The 19,242-nt window shown below is 41.5% G+C and carries 15 protein-coding genes; 3 read left to right on the top strand and 12 right to left on the bottom strand.

The genetic code is table 11. The features are described from left to right. Positions 1–45: 45 nt before the first annotated feature. From pilQ to VGA95_14860, 9 genes are all read right to left on the bottom strand, one after another. A complete protein-coding gene (gene pilQ / locus VGA95_14900; protein HEX9667834.1) occupies positions 46–1,947 on the bottom strand; it encodes a type IV pilus secretin PilQ in 1,902 nt (633 codons plus the stop codon). A 54-nt stretch (positions 1,948–2,001) separates the two neighbouring features. Beyond that, positions 2,002–2,529 carry a pilus assembly protein PilP gene (locus tag VGA95_14895; protein ID HEX9667833.1) on the bottom strand — a complete coding sequence of 176 codons (528 nt, stop codon included), beginning with the start codon at positions 2,527–2,529 and terminating at the stop codon, positions 2,002–2,004. Beyond that, positions 2,526–3,173 carry a type 4a pilus biogenesis protein PilO gene (pilO, locus tag VGA95_14890; GenBank protein ID HEX9667832.1) on the bottom strand — a complete coding sequence of 216 codons (648 nt, stop codon included), beginning with the start codon at positions 3,171–3,173 and terminating at the stop codon, positions 2,526–2,528. Before pilO ends, VGA95_14895 begins: the two co-directional genes overlap by 4 nt. A 5-nt stretch (positions 3,174–3,178) precedes the next feature. Then, on the bottom strand, positions 3,179–3,784 hold the full coding sequence (locus VGA95_14885; protein HEX9667831.1) for a PilN domain-containing protein: 606 nt from the start codon (positions 3,782–3,784) through the stop codon (positions 3,179–3,181). Beyond that, positions 3,781–4,830, bottom strand: coding sequence for a type IV pilus assembly protein PilM (gene pilM, locus VGA95_14880; protein HEX9667830.1), 1,050 nt, complete (start codon positions 4,828–4,830; stop codon positions 3,781–3,783). The genes VGA95_14885 and pilM overlap by 4 nt, the downstream gene beginning before the upstream one ends. Positions 4,831–5,205: 375 nt before the next feature. Further along, positions 5,206–8,763 carry a PAS domain S-box protein gene (locus VGA95_14875; GenBank protein ID HEX9667829.1) on the bottom strand — a complete coding sequence of 1,186 codons (3,558 nt, stop codon included), beginning with the start codon at positions 8,761–8,763 and terminating at the stop codon, positions 5,206–5,208. A 340-nt stretch (positions 8,764–9,103) separates the two neighbouring features. Continuing rightward, a complete protein-coding gene (locus VGA95_14870; GenBank protein ID HEX9667828.1) occupies positions 9,104–9,487 on the bottom strand; it encodes an FxLYD domain-containing protein in 384 nt (127 codons plus the stop codon). Beyond that, positions 9,484–10,239, bottom strand: coding sequence for a hypothetical protein (locus VGA95_14865; GenBank protein HEX9667827.1), 756 nt, complete (start codon positions 10,237–10,239; stop codon positions 9,484–9,486). The genes VGA95_14870 and VGA95_14865 overlap by 4 nt, the downstream gene beginning before the upstream one ends. Then, the gene (locus tag VGA95_14860) at positions 10,230–10,643 is read right to left on the bottom strand and encodes a helix-turn-helix transcriptional regulator (protein HEX9667826.1); all 414 of its coding nucleotides are present in this window, start codon (positions 10,641–10,643) and stop codon (positions 10,230–10,232) included. Before VGA95_14860 ends, VGA95_14865 begins: the two co-directional genes overlap by 10 nt. Positions 10,644–11,213: 570 nt before the next feature. Here VGA95_14860 and VGA95_14855 point away from each other — a divergent pair. From VGA95_14855 to VGA95_14845, 3 genes are all read left to right on the top strand, one after another. Next, positions 11,214–11,888 (top strand): response regulator transcription factor, encoded by a 675-nt coding sequence (locus VGA95_14855; protein ID HEX9667825.1) that lies wholly within the window; start codon positions 11,214–11,216, stop codon positions 11,886–11,888. Continuing rightward, positions 11,869–13,254 (top strand): HAMP domain-containing sensor histidine kinase, encoded by a 1,386-nt coding sequence (locus tag VGA95_14850; GenBank protein ID HEX9667824.1) that lies wholly within the window; start codon positions 11,869–11,871, stop codon positions 13,252–13,254. Before VGA95_14855 ends, VGA95_14850 begins: the two co-directional genes overlap by 20 nt. A gap of 584 nt (positions 13,255–13,838) precedes the next feature. Then, the gene (locus tag VGA95_14845; protein ID HEX9667823.1) at positions 13,839–14,606 is read left to right on the top strand and encodes a hypothetical protein; all 768 of its coding nucleotides are present in this window, start codon (positions 13,839–13,841) and stop codon (positions 14,604–14,606) included. A gap of 36 nt (positions 14,607–14,642) precedes the next feature. On the opposite strand, the gene VGA95_14840 is transcribed toward VGA95_14845, so the two are convergent. From VGA95_14840 to VGA95_14830, 3 genes are all read right to left on the bottom strand, one after another. Further along, the gene (locus tag VGA95_14840; protein HEX9667822.1) at positions 14,643–15,914 is read right to left on the bottom strand and encodes an MFS transporter; all 1,272 of its coding nucleotides are present in this window, start codon (positions 15,912–15,914) and stop codon (positions 14,643–14,645) included. Between the two features lie 375 nt (positions 15,915–16,289). Then, a complete protein-coding gene (locus VGA95_14835; GenBank protein HEX9667821.1) occupies positions 16,290–17,210 on the bottom strand; it encodes a universal stress protein in 921 nt (306 codons plus the stop codon). 410 nt (positions 17,211–17,620) lie between these two features. Continuing rightward, positions 17,621–19,242: NADPH-dependent assimilatory sulfite reductase hemoprotein subunit (locus VGA95_14830; protein ID HEX9667820.1), on the bottom strand; the 1,622-nt coding region annotated here is incomplete at its 5' end.

The following is a 19,242-nucleotide window of genomic DNA, read 5'->3' as shown; positions in this document are numbered from 1 at the left end:
CAAAATAGATTTCATGTGGTTAATATCCATTCATCTCTCTCCTTTTTATCGAACTATTCTAGGCGTTATGAATACCATCAGCTCCCTTCTTTGATCTAATGTTGTTTCCCTTCTAAAAAGCCACCCAAAGAGAGGAACCCTTGAGAACCATGGGACACCGGCGATCCTTTCCGATACATCTCTTTTAAGAATCCCCCCTATTACAATTGTCTCACCATCGGAAGCAAGGGCTTGCGTCTCTGCCTCATTCCTTCTTATACTCGGCTGTCCGTTAGCACCAGTTATAGTAGGATCAGGAGCATTATCTGTGACGCGAATGTTCATCAGTACCCTGTTGTCATTTGTAACCTGCGGAGTGACCTCGAGTCTTAGCGTTGCATCGACAAATTGAGTCTGTGTACCTGCCGCAGAGACACTCAGAAACGGTATTGAAACCCCCTGCTCAATCCTTGCAGGCTGATTATCAAGCGTCAATACCTTAGGTGATGATAAAATCCTTCCATCACCCCTATTCTCCAATGCGGACAACCTGATATCAAGATCATAAGCACCCGTTAGGCTACCAAGCAATAAACCTATCGCACCCCCCCCTCCCGTACCTACAGCAGCTGGAAGATCAATTATAAAATTATCGGCCGCTGTTCCAAAGGGAGCACCAACATTTACTCCACCGACATCAGCACTCGATGGGAATGTCGCCCCAGTCGGATTTCCCGTTGCGGCAGATGCACGGTAATTTAGACCCCATTGGACTCCGAGCTCCCTAATGAAATCCAGTGTTGCTTGAACAATACGAGATTCAATCAACACCTGTGGTGTCCTGGTGTCTAAACTATTTATAAGCTCTTCTACATATCCAATCGTGGATTGAATATCCGTTAGCAATAGGCTATTAGTGCGAGTATCTACTCTAATAATACCTCTCGTCGATAGAAGTGGACTAACAAGTGGTACTAGCTCCTCAGCCCTTGCATAGTTTACGAATACCTGTCTCGTATCAAGCGGTTCAAGCTGTTCTTTTGATCTAGCAGCAGCCAGGATGTCAGATTGCCTTTTCTGCAAGGTTGCAAGCGGAGCAATCTTCATCACATTTCCCTCAACAATTGCTCCCAACCCGGCATCTTCAAGAACTACGTCTAATGCTTGGTCCCACGGGACATCCGAGAGTTTTAGGGTTACAGTTCCTGTAACATTATTCGCGATTATAATATTAAATCCGCTTATGTCTGCAAGAATCCTGAATACGTCTCTGATATCCGCATCCTTGAAATCAAAAGAGACACGCTCTCCGCGAAACTCTTTTTGGGCACCCGGCGTAGCCGCAACACGATAATCAAATGCCCAAGGTATTATTTCCTCTTTAGCTGCTTCCGCTTCCAATTCTGATGGTTTCTGAAATCTCAGGGTCAACAAATTGTTACTCTGATCAGTAAACATAGGAACATCTTCTTTAAGCTCTAACACAATTATAGTGTTATTTTCTGAAACGGGGTCTCTAAATGAGGAAACAAAATTTAAGGGGCTGTCGAATTCACTTACGTCGCGTGAAACCTGCAGATTCGCGGGAAGAACGACATTTAGCAGTTTTACCCTAGATGTATTCCCTTCCCTCGGAAGTTCTTCATATGAAGCCTTATTAGAGGTTGTTATAGTTACAATTCCGACGCCATTCTCGACGTTAAAATTAATGCTTTCGACGGAATTTATGGCATCCTTTTGGCCAGGTGCCGGAGGTTCAACCACCATGCCTGAACCCTGATTCTGAGCAACAGCTAACGCCGAGTGATGTTTGCCTGTATTTCCAAACGTACTCCTGCTAGAACTGTCCCCGGAGTACTCTTTATTGTTACCGTGATCCTCGGACGCTGTTAAGTCAAAACCCGAAACAAATACGGAATAGATTAAGAAAAAAATTATGTATGTGAGAGACTTTCGATCAACATTCACCAATCCATCCTCCTATTAAGATGTAGTAAATGTGTTAACATCTATAATTATAGACTATTCTTGGAAGCTAAGAACAACTTTTCTTATCTCCACCTTATCTTCACCAAATAAATCTTCGTAATGCCTAGTTTCCTTTACCAGAATGCCGCTGTTTCTGATCTCCAAAATAACTCCTCCCTTGTTTCCAATTTCATCTCCGACCGCGAGATAATACGTATTCTTCTCAGGATCTACGATCATTGTCCTTGGCTCACCTTCGATCCACAAGATCCCAGCTATTCTAAACTCTTGAAGCTCATATCTTTTAATAGGTGGTACCAATGAACCATCCCCGGTCTCTTCTTCGTTTACGAGTTTTATAAAGGGCCTAAATGGATCACGCTTGCTTTCAGGGTTACTAACTTCAGCTTTAGACTGCGGATTATTTTGGTCATCTAATTTCTCGAGAGATAGATTGGTATCCATATTTTCCTCGGAGGTGGATTCCTCAGGTCTAGCAACTAAAGAACAAACGCTAGTCAACATAAAAAGCAAAATAATAATTTCAATATAAATCGATCCTCTTGTAACTCCAGAAATCATTTCTGCCGATTCCTTATTCCTTTCTGCTTTCCAGTATTCGTCGTCTCTCCTAAATCTTCTGGAACTGGAAGCACTCGAAACGTAACAGTAGTAAAATCAGCACTCAGAACAATATCATTCTCTTTACTCGTCTTATCGTCACGCTTTAGGTTTAGATCCCTTACATTCACTATCCGCGGCAAGTTGGAGACCCTTTCGAAGAAATTAGCTAACTGCGCATATGATCCCGCGACTTTCATCTGTATAGGAATTTCGGAATATATATCCTTTTTCACCTCTTTTTTTGGAACAAAATTGATAGGCTCCAATCCTGAAGCAGATACTTGAGAATAAACACCATCAATCAGAGTGGGTATCTCCTTCTCTTTTGGTAGTTTAAGAGAGGCAATTTCAAATTCTCCATTCAACCTCTTGAACTCTAACTCAAACTTTGGAAGTTCCTTTGCAATTAATTCATATTCCTCTAATTTCGTCTGAAGTCCTTGTAGCTTACCCCTTGAAGTCTTAAGCTCCTCTGCGTTAGGTGACCACAAAAAATACCAATAGATTCCAGAAATCACTGCTATAATTGCCACTAATATAGCAATCTTAATACGAACCGGTTTTTCTTGAATTGACTCAACAAAGTCAGCTAAGTTTGCCATTTTATTCAAAGATTCGCCTTGTTTTTTCCCTTTTCTGTTTTTTCCGTATCCTCACTACCTTCCTCGACCTTACCAGAATAGCTAAGATTTGATTCGATCACAAAACTCCTTAATGGTAAATTCTGCATCTCCTTTTTCTGAATCGAGACAAGTTCTACATCTTTAAAATAATTCGAAGACTTAAGGCTTTTCATGAAATCTGAAACGGTGAACTCATTCCAAGCTATCCCTTCCACTTTCGCTTTGTCCCCTGTTTCGGTGAATTTATCAATCCAAGCTCTTTGAGGAATAGCCTCTGCCAAAGATTCCATGACATTTAACTGAGCCGCACGATTTTGTTCCAATAACTGAATTAATTTGATCCTGCGCTCAAGCTCCGCATTCTTTGCCTTAAAAGCCTCAACCTTTTCCTTAACATCCTCTAACTCTTTAATCCTCTTCTCAACCCTTAGAGTCTCTTTATTCACATCTCTCAATGCCTTTGCCTGGTATAAGTGTAGGGCCAAAATCGAAACTATCACGGCAAATATTACGAGGCCACCTACAATAAGGTCACCAAGTGCTCTGGCCTCTTTTTTCTGTTCCGAGGGTAAAAGATTTATCCTAATCAAAACTTATCTCCTATTTTTCTTAAGGCAAGTCCAACAGCAACACCCATTTTGGGAGCTATATCTTTAATATATTCTGGGTCAAAATCACTTACACTATACATAATGTTTCTAAATGGATTGACTGGTTCAACTTTACAACGTGTAATATTTTCGAGCTCCGTCCCCAAGTTTGGAACCTTTGAAGACCCTCCGCCAAGCATTATCTTGTCTACCTTCGGTTTTGAAAATGTCGAGGAGAAAAAATCTAAAGTTCTTTTAATTTCCCCACAAATAGACTCTCTAAAATCGTTAGCAATCCTATTTAATTCTGCAGTGACTTCTTTAGTTCCTAGGGATAATTTCAGCACTTCTGACTCATCGAACCCAATCCCCAACTCCTTCTGAGCCCATTCATTGAACTGATTCCCCCCCATGGCCAAGTCCCTGGCAAAGATCGAAATCCCATTCTCTAAAATATTTATGTTCGTAATCGCAGCACCTATATTAACTAAAGCCAAAATCCCATTTGTTTCCGAGTAATTAGCTTCATACATGTTTTCAAGGGCAAATAAATCAATATCCACTACGACAGGATTTAAACCAACCTCGTTTACAATCTGAATGTAACCATTTGTCAAATCTTTCTTAGCAGCGGCTATAAGGACCTCCATCGTTCCTTCTGAATCCTCACCCGGCAGAACCTGAAAATCATAATTTATATCCTCTATATTCTGCGGTATGAACTGTTTAAGTTCCCACGGGATAGCTTCGCGCAACTCATCGTCATTCATAACAGGAAGACTTACCTTCTTTATGATTACAGAGTTTCCAGAAATCGAAATAACCACGTTTCTTGTCTTAAACCTGAGGTTATCGATCAGCAAAGACAAAGCATCTATTACTGCATCTTGATCCCTGATAACCTTATCGACGATGGCATCGGGTTGAAGCAATGATTCTCCAACATTCTTCAGTTGATATCCTTGCCTTGTTTCCCTTATCTCGACAAGTTTTATTGCGCTTGAACCTATATCGAGTCCTGCGATTTCTCTTTTTCCAAAAAACAATTCATTCTCCTTTATTAGAGTTATGATTTAAACATATTCATTAAGTATTTGCAACTACTAATTTATAATATTAATAAAATGTTTAAACTCTACTTAAAAGCAATGAAAACCAGAGAAATTATACAGCATAATCAATATGTAAAGCTATCACAAAATTAAAATATACTTTTTCACAGGATTCAATAGATATTTCACCTCTAAGAAGTAATGCATATTTTAGGTAACCCGATCTCTCACCATTGATTAAATAACTTAAGATTCCGCATTCTATAATATTATTATACTCCATACTATGAATTCTATGAAAACCTGCAGTCAGACAGATAAATCAAAAGGAATTACAACGGTTTAAAATTTCCTTGTATCATATTTCTCTCAGTATATAAATGTGATATCATCAGACGGTTTTCTCCAATAATTACCCTGACCGTATTTTATTTTCAACCTACTCAAGATATTTGCAACCGACTCGGTTTCGACTCCCTCTGCAATGACTTCTTTTCCCATTAAACGGGATACCGTTATTATTGCCTTCACTATAGCACTACTTGTCTGATCTGTATCTATGCTTTGTATAAAAGAACTTTCAATTTTTACAAAATCTACCGGCAGCTTAAGTAAATGAGCAAATGAAAAGTAACCCATTCCAAAGTCATCAAGAGCAAACTGACAACCGGTTTCTCTAAGATCAATCATCCATTGATTCAATCGATCCATATTAGTGATGTTCGTAAACTCGGTTATTTCAAAACCGATATGACTTGAAATTCTGCGATTCCCCTTGACGGCATTCTCTATAAACTCAAGAAGTGATTCATCCCTTAGACTCGAACCAGATAGATTGACAAAAGTCCTAACTCCATTGTCTTTATCTACAGAATTAATTACCTTCTCCACTACCCACTTATCAATTTTCGACATAAGACCAAAACGCTCGGCGGCAGGAATAAACGCTTTAGGCATGACTGTCTTATTACCCGCATCCCTCATACGCACCAAGGCCTCCATGTATAGAGCCTCACGATTATCGAGTCTTATGACAGGCTGAAACTGAAGTATTAACCGATTCTCGCGTACTGCATCATTGATTCTTATGCACCATTGACTAGCCTGGTTAAGCTCTACCCTGTTGTATTCTTCGGAATGATATATAATGACCCTGTTCTTCCCTTCATACTTTGCTGCAGCTAGTGCGGAATAGGCAATAGCCATAATCATTTGAGGATCTGTCTTACCATCAAATAGGTTAATACCAATGCTTATGCCGATTTGGAAGCTATATCCTTTGAGATAAGAACTGTACCTATTTATAGCACTGTAAAATCTTTCCGCTATTGTTTTGGCTTCATCACGGGATACATTTTGAATAACCATGGCAAACTCATCACCACCGACACGGGCTAACAGATCCTCCGGTCTCATGGTCTTTCTCATTATCTTGGCTAGATCAACAAGTACCTGGTCAGCCTGTAGGTGACCAAGGGTATCGTTTATGAGTTTAAAATTATCAAGGTCCATAACTACAAAAGCGTGTGTTTTTCTACGGTCCGAATTACTTATTATATATTCGAGCTTCTCTTGTAACGCCCGGCGGTTTGGCAGATCTGTCAACGAATCGTGCATGGCCATATGATGTATCTGTGCTTCTTGACGCTTTCTCTCAGTTATATCGATATCCATGCATATGAACTCATATTTGCCACTAGAGGATGGTATGGGAAATATTGTTGAATACACGGTTCCTTCCCTACCCTCACAATTTATGAACTTCCATTCTGATGGGCCGTATGGTTTATTCGTTTCAGTTATTTTCTTTAGAATCGAATGAAATTCATGTGTTGTCTCTTCATCCAGTATTAGTTTGTCCAGTGTCTTCCCTATGGCCTCATCTTTACTCCAACCGAATATTTTTTCAGCAGCCTTGTTCCAGTACATTACTCTCCCGTCGATATCGTATCCCTGAATAGCCACGTTTGGCGTATTATCAAATATGTAGTTCAATCTTTCCTCACTTCTTCTTAGAGCCTCTTCGATCTTTTTGCGTTCCGTTACGTCACGCGAGATGCCCAAAAGGCCAACAACCTTCCCATTCTTGATCTGGGGGGTTACAATGGATTCAACAGTTAAATATCCTCCTGAATTGCTCCGAACATGCATCTCGAAGATGGGTGGCATCTCACCTTTCATCACACACCCAAATATTTGCATTGCCCTGCGTATGTCATCGGGATGTATAATCTGTGCGAAGTGCCTACCAATCCATTCATCTCGTGACCAACCCGTAATCGTTTCAGTAACAGGATTCAATGAAGTAAATGTGCCAGCAGGTGAGAGCGTAAAGATCATATCCCTCGCTGTCTCTACGAAATTTCTATAACGCTGTTCCGATTCTCTGAGGGCTTCGGCATGCTGCGCATTGTTTATGGCTAACTCTATTTGCTGAGCCACAATTCCCAATAACTTCAACTCCTCATCATCGAAGGCATCTAACTTAAATGAATTTATATTGATGGACCCAATCGTCTCACCTTCAAAATGAATGGGCATGGCAGCGTAACTTCTAGTCCCCACCTTCAAACCTGCAGGACCGATCACCTTATCATTCTCGGTATTCGAGACATATCTTGGTTTACCATCTATGATCGTCTTCCATGTAAAACCTTTGGGATAGGGGATCCTCCCTATCTGATCCATAAACCACTTTGGATATCCTCTATAAGCCTTCGCAACTGCTTCCTTCCCTTCTACCATGTATATACTCACATTATCAACGCCTTCTATGTTATTGCTCATTGATTCAACGGCATTCTCCAAAACATCCTGCAAATCGATGGATTGATGGACACTCCTTGTCACGGTCGCTATTATCGTCTGATATCGATTCTTTCTGGTTAGTTCTCTGTATAGATTCGCTCTTGCTACCGCAATTGCAATTTGATCTCCAATCGAGACGAGTAATTCCACCTCAGGTTTTGTAAAAACACGCTCCGTGTAGCTTAACAGCCAGATAACACCTATAGTTTTGCTCTCAAGGTTTATAGGAATTCCCAACATACTACGAAATCCTAAGTCCCGCCCCGCTGGCCCCACATCAGCATCCTCACTTGCATTCCTAACGTTTAAAATTTCACCTGAATTTATAACCTTCCACGTAACCCCCTTGGGTTTGGGAATCCTCGAGGCTCTCTGCAGGAAATCATCAGGAAAGCCCCTATGATCCTGTAGGACAGCTTCATTTTTCGCATAATCGAGTAGATAAATACACGCAATGTCCACATAACCTTGTTCTACAACCTTATCTAATGCAATCCTAAAAACATCGTCCAGATCGATGGACTGGTTCATCGCTTGAGTTATGCTATTTATAATTTTAAGCTCTGTTTCCTTCCTCTCGCGTTCTCTGATTTCAGCCTGTAATGATTCATTCGCTCTTACCAAATCTGAAGTCTTTTCGCGAACTCTTGTTTCTAACTCGTCATATGCCTTTTTGATAGATTCCTGCACCCGCTTGTTTTCCGTGACATCCTCGCAAACTATCATTATTAATACCTTTTCTTCATCTCCGTTGAAGACACGAGCAGACTCTCGAACCCATATTACAGTGTTATCCTTACGGATCTTCCTTAAATCCCACTGATGTAATTTTTCAGGACCCCGCAAACATTCCCTTAATTGCTCAGTCACAGTTTGATGGTCGTCAGGATGAAAGACCATTTGAACAGATTTCCCTATTAATTCTCCTACCGAATAACCAAGTTGTTTTGCACCACAAGAATTAACGGACATAATCGTACCCATGGCATCGACAGTGAAATACATGCTGGGATTCTCTTCATATAACTTACGATACCTTTCCTCGCTCTTAAGAAGCCTTTCTTTTAACCGCTCGTTCTCCAATCTCAGTTTTTCAAAATCATAGGTAATTTGATTCACCCTGTTACCCCTATCCTTTTATTTTTTGGTAGTGCATTTACCGCCTTCCCCCTTACGACTCCCATCATTAAAAGACTTAACCAAGATACGCGGAGTATAAAAGCGTATAAAATTGCTCCTAGGGTTTAAGACTGCACAAAGGTGGAGGATCTTAATTCGATAATTGACAAGACACCTTTCATCGCCAGTTATATGCGAATTAATCATGATTCAGTATGGTAACTATTATAAAATAAAGACAGATTAAATTAAAGTTCAATAAATTTATCTAAGATATTGCCTGGAATGTAGTAGGAAAAACCTTGAATTTAAGTGATTAGCTGGAGGTTATTAGATCAGGTTAAGAATCCTCTACCGGATCAAAAAATATTTCCACATTTTTTGTGGCCACTTCGGAAGGATCAGAGGTCAGTGTAACAGAGAAAAACTTTCTCTCACCTGGAAATAAAACGTCATCTTGCTCTACATCACCAACCTGCACGGAATTCGCACCGACAACATTTCCTCTATCGTCCGTTAAAGTAATCAGCACAAAAACTGAATGCACTGGACTGTCACCGTTGTTTACAACGGAACCGTTAAATTGTAGATTGCCATCCTGATTAATGCTCTCAAGAATAGGTCCGTCCAATGTAACAACTCCATCTTCATTGGAGGCTGCACATCCCCAAATTATTATCATCAGAAGAGGGGTTAAAATTAGCAGAGATATAGATTTTTTCATTTATTTCTCTTATCAGCAATGTCAGTAATTGAAATTACATTCTTGCTGGTTTCCTGCTTACTTGGCTGTCCTTCCCCTTCAGTCATATGATCCTCTATCATGTCTCCCAGAATCTTATGCATGAGCCTCAGTGAACCCAATGAATGCTCTTTGATATATCCCTTTTCAAAAACTACCTCCTTCTTTTTTCTCAAAAGGAAATAAACGATGAAAGCCTGGTTATTAAGAACAACGAGCATCGCAGCATACAATAGGAAGTTATCCGCTAATACCTTCTTTAGTATAGCCTTAGTATCCGAATCTATTTTAACGATACCAAATGGTTCGCTGTCTTCTTCAATAGTAAAAGGTACCGACACAGAAATTACGCCATTTTTCTTTTTTACCGAATAACCTCGCTCGGGATAAAAATCCTCCATAAAATAACCTGAAGACATACCGGTCTCCACATCTTTTTTCACAACAACACTGAAAAATTTGGGAGCAATTTCAAAGGTGTTAAAGAGCTTTTTCCTGCCAAGCCTATCATCAAGAAAAAGGTAGAACTCATCACTAGTCGCTTTGTTACCAACATGGGTAAAGAAACTGCTTGCCTGCTCGCCAATGGTTTCAGCAATCGCCTTGGTCTTGTTCACAAGCTCGTTCTTTGCCCTATCAAATTGAAAAAGAAATACAAGACCAACAAGAGCAAATATACAAAGCTCTATCCCAATAGCTTGTGCAATTGTCATTAATTTATTCGTTATGCGCATTTCATAAACTCTTCAAGAATCTCCTGAACATTGTCGTTTTCAGAACGCCTGAGAAGCATGTAAATCATCCCAGTAAAATCGCGTCTCATTTCGGAGTCAAGGGTTCTATACAGCCTCACAAGCATTTTTTCGCTTTCAGTAAGGACTTGTACGGCGTCCTGAAAAATTCCTTCCCTTTCCATAAATTTATTTAACCTTTCATTCTTAGCCACATTCCAGAGCTCTTCGAATTTCAATCCAAGGATATCTGCCATTTGCTGACATCTTTCAAGCGAAGGTGCGTCAACTTTTCCAGTTTCAAGTTGATGAACAAAAACACTGGAAACGTTCAGTGCACGAGCTAAATCCTCCTGAGTAATGTTTTTCTGCTTTCTTCTATTCTTCAAATATATCCCGAATTTCATTTATTAGACCTCCGACAAAACAGTTATTTAATGAAAAGAAAACCAAATCCTAATCAATTTTACACTAAAAAGCAATGGGATAGCAAGCATTTTTTTATCTAACAAATTTAATTATATACCCCCAGGAAAATAGTGGTAATCTTATTATTACTACCCCGAATTAAGGAGACAAGGTTTTACCCATGTTAAATTGAAAATACTCCATAATATCAAAGGGTTCTAACGCAGGCGGGGGTTGGGGGTTTTAGTAAAGTAATGCGGCTTCCAACGTAGCACTTCCGCGAAATGCATCATGAGTCACCGCAGGTCATTAATCTGAATTTTCCCCAACTCTGTCGGTCAATCAAATAAATATGTTACGGACCTTCTGTTGCCAGAGATCTCTTTAAAATCTATTTTTTTTCCACTCCTTCAATAATTTATGCGCTTAACAAAATACTACGAAAAGAGGTGCTTATTATATAATCCATTTATGCTTTTGTAGAAATCGAATCACTTCAACGTTAAAAATATTATGTTAGTGGACTCGTACTAAAACCATATTTGAGTTATTATGGATTAAGTCATTCTATGAGATTACTAATTATAGAAGATGATAAGAAAATCGCTTCATTTATTGGTAAGGGGTTTAAGCAGGCAGGCTTCGCCGTGGATAATGCAAAAGATGGGCTAGTTGGACTCGAGCTAATGCTGACCCAGCCCTACGATGCGGCCGTCATAGATGTAATGCTTCCTAAATTAGATGGCTTAACCTTATTGGAGAATGCCAGAAAGCAAAACATAAATACTCCAGTGATCATACTGAGTGCCAAGCGTACAGTGGATGATCGAATTGTTGGACTTCAGAAAGGAGGTGACGACTACCTGGTTAAACCATATGCTTTTTCGGAACTCCTGGCGCGTGTTCAGGCACTTATCCGTAGAGCCAGCAATACTCCGGAGTCTACCCGCTTAGCAGTTGGAGAAATGTCTATTGATCTCCTTACGCGTGAGGTTACCAGGGCGGATAGAAAGATTTACCTGCAACCCCGTGAATTTGCCTTGCTCGAATACATCATGCGTAATCCAGGAAGGATCGTTTCCAAAACCATGATTATGGACCATGTCTATGATTACAACTTTGACCCGCAGACGAATGTAGTGGACGTGTTAATTTGCAGGTTGCGGGATAAAGTCGACAGAGACTTTGAGAAAAAGATGATTCACACTATACGAGGGGTCGGTTATGTTCTTAAAGAATCCTAAACTCTTACTGAAATCAAGCAGCTTCAGACTCATAACTTGGTACACCATTTTCTTCATCGTTAGCTCGCTTGCAATAAATGTTTACGCATATACCGTCATCTCTTCTTTTATCTACGGACAAAGCAGAAAGGAAATCGAAGAGGACATCAATGATCTTTCAGAGATCTATGAGGGAGATGGATTGGAAGCTTTACGACAGGATGTATTTGAAGACGAGGAAGAATCCTTTCTAATTCGCCTAATTGGAAACAATTATATTCCAATTATTTCTAGAATTCCGAATGATTGGTCAGCCTTAAGCATTCAGCAACTTGAAAAAAGTGGCTATCCCAAAGACAAAGAGTGGAAAGTTCTAAAGGGCGGCGATGGCGAGGATGAATTTGAAATGACTTCTCTACGCATGTCCGACGGTACGACTTTGCAACTTGGTCAAAAGACAGTAGAGCGGGAGGATCTTTTAAGGAAGATTCGCAAAGTATACCTAATCGCAATTATCCCTATAATTCTGTTTGCTTATTTAGGCGGAGTATTTATTGCCGACCGCGCGCTTAATCCGATTCGACAAATTATAAATACTCTTAATTCAATCGTCGCAAGCGGCAAGATAGATGTGAGAGTTCCAGTGAATCAAACTGATAAATTGCACGAAGAATTGATCACACTTTTTAATTCGATGTTGGAAAAAATCGATGCCCTTATGAAAGGAATGCGAAACGTTTTGGATAATGTCGCACATGACTTGCGAACTCCTATGACGAGATTGAGAGGCACTGCTGAAATGGCATTACAGTCCGAGCAGAAAGCAGACGTTCTCCGGGAGGCTTTGAGCGATTGCATAGAGGAGTCCGAACGGATCCTCATAATGTTAAATACACTTATGGATATATCGGAAGCAGAGACCGGAGCGATGAAACTGGATCCAGAAGAGATTAATGTCGCGCCTCTGATAGATGATATCGTCGAGCTCTACGGTTATACCGCTGAGGAAAAGGGCGTTTCAGTATATACTGGTTTTCCTAAGGAGCTTTACTTAACCGCCGACCGCAACTGGGTACGGCAGGTCCTGGCAAATCTACTTGATAACGCGATCAAGTACACCCCGACCGGCGGAAGAATAGATATTGAAGCCTGTCGTAGAGAACAAGAGGTCATTATAACCGTAAAAGATACCGGAGTCGGAATTTCCCAAGAGGAGCTTGATAAAATATGGGAACGTCTGTACAGGGGCGATAAGAGCCGGTCCCAAAGAGGTCTTGGGCTGGGCTTAAGCCTTGTCAATGCCATCGTCGGGGCGCATAGAGGATACGTTCAGGTCTCAAGCGAGCCGGGAGCGGGCTCTGTCTTCACAGTTTCCCTTCCCGTTTAAATTTATGGTTAAATGCATAGCCTTTCATAATTTAATGTACCGATGAAACACCTATATCCGTTCGTCCTGAGCCTGTCGAAGGACGACTTTTTCAGCCAAGACAAAGCCGCGCATCCTTCGACTCTCAGGATGAACGGGATGGCTTGACCATACCTTATGGAAAGTTATGCACGATGCTATAGCTTCTGACTCATCCCCTCTTCGAATTTTATAAACCTTTTTATGCAGGGGCGAACCTGTGTGTTCGTCCCAAGTTAGGGCAGACACACAGGTCATAGACTACATCTGGTTCTTATTCCGAACTCACATTAAACCTTTCCAAAATGTAATGTTCATGAAAGGTTCCCGTAATTGTCTCCTGGTACTTTGTATATAGGGCCAAGCCGGGATTCGTAGAGTTTACGATCCAAACACATGGGAGGATTTGGGAAATAAACTCTATTAGAGAAATAATCAAACTCCTTGAACCGGATGCAAAGGAATTAAAATACTACGCTCCCGGTATTGGGTTGCTTAAAGATGGTGTGCTAGAATTATATGCTGTAATTTCTCCATGAAAATATAAATTTATAGGAGGTGCAGATATGCGTAAAAGGTACAAGAAGCTTTTGCTTATTTTAATTGCGGGCACGTTACCCACACTTGTTGTTGGCGGGTGCGATGACGAAAATGGTGGCGGCGGGGGCGGAGCGTGCCCAGATACCAACGTAGGTATTGAGATTTGCGACCCGGACGCCGGCCCTTTCTCGCTGGTCATTGACAACGGGTTCTTCCCGGTGGTTGTGGGGAGTGAGAACGTGCTTGAGGACGAGGAAGGCGTGCTCCGATTGGAGATCACTGTTTTGGATGAGATCGAAATGGTAGCGGGCGTGAACACACGCGTTCTTGTGGAAATGGAATCCGAGGACGGTTTACTCATTGAGGTCTCTCGCAATTTCTTCGCCCAAGCGCCTGACGGCACCGTCTGCTATTTCGGCGAGGATGTGGATATCTGCCCTACTGGACTTCAACCAGATGGGGATGACGGGTTTCTTTGTGACGGTGAAGAGCCCGACCACTCTGGTGAATGGCGCGCCGGAGAGAACGGTGCTATTCCGGGGATCTTTATGCTAGCTGGCCCAGAAGAGGGTGACGTATACAATGAAGAAATCGCTCCTGATGTAGCGGAAGACATTGCTGAAGTGACTGCGTTGGGAGACCCTATAGAAGTTCTTGATGAAATCTTCGAAGATACTCTAACAACGCTGGACTGCAATCCACTCGATCCGGGCCCAAGGGACACCAAGGTTTATATCCGGGACATGGGGATTGCGAGAGATGGGGATTTGTTTTTGGTCGAGTTTAATCCGTAAAAACCAAAACTAACAAGGGGACGTGCGTCCCCTTTTCTACAATATTTCCAGTTTCTTGCCTTTTGTCTCCGGGAATGTCCAGATCCATGCTCCCGTGAGCAGAGCAAAGAGAGCAGCGAGGGATATACCGCCTCCAAGTCCATATTTCTCGGCAATCACAGCTATAATAACAGGAGTGAAAAACTGTACCCCTCGGGCCAAATTGAAGGCTGATCCCATGGCTGTATTCCTGATTGCCGTCGGGAATAGTTCAGAGAAGAGAGGACCATAGCCCCCAAACATCCCTGTCCCGAATCCAACGAGGAACATAAATGCCAAGATAATAGGTGGGTAGAGTGCGATCACATTCCACAACAAAGTAATCATTATAAGCCCCAGGGCCATAATACACGAGTAAACCGTATAGGCAGGTCTCCTGCCAAACATGTCCGCAACGAAGCCAAATGTGAAGTAGCCAAGAAAACCACCCAGTTGAGTTACGAGCATCCAAACCGCCGATTTGGCCATAGAAAATTGTCTCTGCTGATGGAGGTAGCCAGGGAGCCACGAGTAGGTAAACCAATATGCCGACATATCAAATATTGCCAGGACAAGGGATAGAATAAACATCTTTCTGTGCGCTTTCGAGAATAGAACGGAAAACTTACCACGCTCCTCCCTCGAAACCGAAGCCTTTGGTAGGACTCCCTCGTCAATCAATCTCTTCCTCGTCAACCAGATGTCGGATTCAGGCAATCTTTTTCTGACAATGATTACAAGTAAAGCGGGTAACACAGAAATAAAAAAGCACGTTCTCCAACCGATAACGGGCTCAACAAACCCACCTACAATTGATGCCAGGGCGATGCCAATGGGAGCGCCCGTTTGCATAAACGCCCCGTATCTGCCCCGCACCTTTGGAGGGAAGGTTTCTCCGACATAGGTCTGCCCCGTGGCCCACTCACCTCCGACACCCAATCCGGTAATGATCCGAAATACCATCAGGAGCTCAATGTTCGAAGCAAATCCGCTCAAGAAAGTGCCGATACTGTATGTTAAAATCGTCCATTGAAGCACACTCTTGCGACCATAACGATCCGATAGAAATCCAAAGACAACACCCCCAACCGCGGTTGCCGCCAACGATGCGCCTAGAACATACGAAAGGGTCACATTGGAGAAATGCAGCTCCCTGCCTATGGGAATCAAAAGAAAGGTAAAAAGGATCAGATCATAGAAATCAAAAATCCATCCCGCCCAACTCAGTAGAAGGATCGAATAGTGCTGACGTGTGGGCTTCTCATATTCGTTAAGTAATAGCTCTTCCATTTCGTAACAGTACACCCTAAATCATCTGATAAATAGATCGGTAGATATTCTGCCAATTAACGATTACAATCTCAATGATGTATTGCATCTCTTTGTGGGGCAGCACGGTATGTAAAGCCAATTGAGCTATATGAATGGATTAAAAATAATAAAAGGACTAAAAGGGGCAAATCTTTTGTTGTTCGAAGTATCCACTGATAGATGTTTTAAAAAAGGGATTTATTTTCTTGATATTGCATTTAAATTAGACATTTCCTATGAACTTCTCGATCAAATACACTTGAAATCCCTCAAGTCATTTAATACCTATTTTCTGGTTAAGAAAGATTATTCTTATTTATTAAGATTGGTCAACAAGGGATTGACCCCTTATTCCTATGGTTTCAGAGTCAACACCGCACAGGGAGATTCTTGAATTACCTTTTCTGTTACACTTCCCAGAATAAACCTCTTAACCCCCTTCCTTCCATGAGTGTTGATTACTATTAAGTCAATGTTTTTACTAGATGCATAGTCAGCTATCGCAACTGACGGATTAAGTCTCTGGGTCATCTCTGTGCTGATTTCTAATTTGTTGACCTTTTTTTTCTGAATCCCGCGCCTGAGCTTTATCTCCTCAATCCTCTTTTCAAGTTCATTAGAAGAATCCTTCATTAACACTTCCATCACGCTGGAATGAATTCCATAGTCAGAATAGTCATAGATGCTTAACTTAAAAACATACATAGCCGAAATATTGGCGTTTATCCTCTCCGCCAGGTCTATCGCGTAGTTAATGGCAGAGTCTACTTTTTCATCTATGTTTAATGGAACAAGTATATTGCGTATATTCACTGCACTTTTTTCATCCCTCTTCTTAACTGCAAGTACAGGTATACGGGATTCTCTTAAGACTCTAAGCGTGGTGCTTCCAATGAGCATCCGGTCTATAAGCCCGAGTCCTCGTTTCCCCAGAACTATGAGGCTGGCTTTCTCATTACTGGCAAATCTAACAATCTCCTTATATGGTGCTCCTTTTAAAATTTCTCCTCGAAAATTAAGCCCCTGACCAGTCAGATAATCGGCAATTGCGGCTAATTTTGCAGCATAATCCCGCTCAGCCCTTTTCAACCACCTGTAGTGTTCACTTTCAGGATCTGTAAGATAGTGATATAATAATCTTTCAGGCATTTCAATTACATGAACACCTATTATTTCTGAGTTAAATCTTTGGGCAAAAAATCTTGCATAGTTTAGAGCTTCCTCAGATTCCTTTGAACCATCGGTAGCCCAGACTATCTTTTTTATTTTTCTCATAAAGTTTGTCCCTCCCTAATACAAGCCAAACAAACTGCAAAAATCGCCCCACATAAACACGTTACCGGAATTTGATTTACAACTCAACTTGTAAATACCAATATCAATCGCAGTCAGCAATGGACCATGGGGGTCTCTCCTTAACCTTATACCATAAACTCTATTTCTAGTCTGGTAGTAAATATGAGGTTGTTAGAATTTATTTTTCAAGAAAAATGGTGGAGGATGGAGGACTAAAGCCCTCCTCTACAAAATATCAAAATAATGTAGCGGGAATCTTCAGGTCATCAAGCGGGGTTAGAAAACCCCGCCTATCGTTTCTGCTAGTCGCCAAGAATACCCGACTGAGCCAGTCGGGGATGACAGAATACCGGATGCCACCAAATTTTTGAACTAAAAGCGTATAACGCTTAGCGCTGACTCCAAGAGATTTTTATCGTGCCTATTTCATTTATCATAGATTTAATTGTTTCGATCCCAGTACGGTCACAGAAGTCGCCAAATCTTTCATCTTTATTTTTCATGTGATTATACAGATCTATTAAACTGCTAATTCTATCAGCCAACATTGAATCATCGGCATTCTCTTCGAAGAGCTTATTAAGCCTGGTCCCCTCATAATTCCCGCCGAGATAAATATTGTATTTATGAGGCGATGTTCCTATGATCCCGATTTCGGCGACGGGGGGTCTTGAACAAGAATTTGGACAGCCACTCATCCGCATCTTTATATCTTTATTTCCATAACCCCTTTTTTCCAGCTCGTCTATAAGCGATGGTAGATATCTCTCAGCCTCCGCAAGAGCAAGTCCACAAGTAGGAAGGGCGGGACAAGCCATGGAACTGGTTCTCAAAGGCGAATACTCTTTTTCCGTTTTTATTCCGTATCTTTTTAACTCAGTCTTTAACTCTTCTATTTTCCCCTCTGGGATATTCGTTAGCACGAGATCTTGCAGGGGAGTGAGCCTGATCCCGGGCCTGAAATTACGGACAATTTCACGGAGACCCTTCTTCATTCTATTTTCTTTTGTGTCTTTAACTCTTCCATTCTCCACGAATATACCTACATACCAGAGACCTCGTGTGTTTTGTTCGTGCCATCCGAGATGATGATCTATATTCTTAAGTTTCACCGGTTTCGGGCCTGAAAGTTCATATCCAAGCCTTGCCTCCAGTTCCTTCCTAACTCTTTGAACGCCCCATTCCTCTACTACGTACTTAAGCCTGGCGTGTTTTCTGTCTGCCCTGTCACCATGGTCTCTTTGAAACTCAACGATCCTCGTAACTGCGTCCAGTAATCGTGCTGGCTCAACAAATGCTATCGGATCGCCGAGGCGAGGATAGGTCTTTGCCTGCCTGTGTGTGGTTCCGAGGCCCCCGCCAACCATTAAGTTGAATCCCAAAAGTCTTTCACTTAAGACAGGTACAATTCCAATATCGTGTGTGTGCACATCAATACAGTTGTCATCGGGATGCCCTATGCCGATTTTGAATTTTCTTGGAAGATAGGTTTTACCATAAATAGTTTCTGCTTCATCATCTTGAGTGGTTATTCGTTCGCCATCTACCCAGACTTCGTAATAGGCCTTAGATTTATAGCTAAGCTGTTCAGTTATTAGTTTTGCCCACTTCTGCCCGTCAAAGCTTGATTCCTTCCTGATATCGGAAACAGGACAAGCAACCGTATTACGGTTCCCGTCTCCACACGCCCCATAAGTTGAAATCTGCTCTGAATTTAGAAGCTGAATTGCTTTTTTAAGGTTCTTTTTCCCTACTCCATGAAATTGAATGTCTTGCCTTGTTGTAATTCTAAGAGTCCCATCTGCACACTGGTCTGATATTTCATTCAGCACTTCCCACTGCTCCGGCGAAAGCTCTCCACCCGGGTTCTTGGTCCTTATCATAAAAATGTATTTCTTATCTTTACCCTCTTTCTTAAGCTCTTGTCTCAGGTCTCTATCATCTTGCTGGTATATGCCATGGAACTTTAGAATTTGATAATCTTCATGTGAAAAATGGTCAGTTTCTTTCC

It is taken from the genome of Thermodesulfobacteriota bacterium (assembly GCA_036397855.1).
Taxonomy (GTDB): domain Bacteria; phylum Desulfobacterota_D; class UBA1144; order Nemesobacterales; family CSP1-2; genus DASWID01.
Note: the sequence above shows the minus strand (reverse complement) of the source record. Positions and strands in the feature narration are given on the sequence as shown.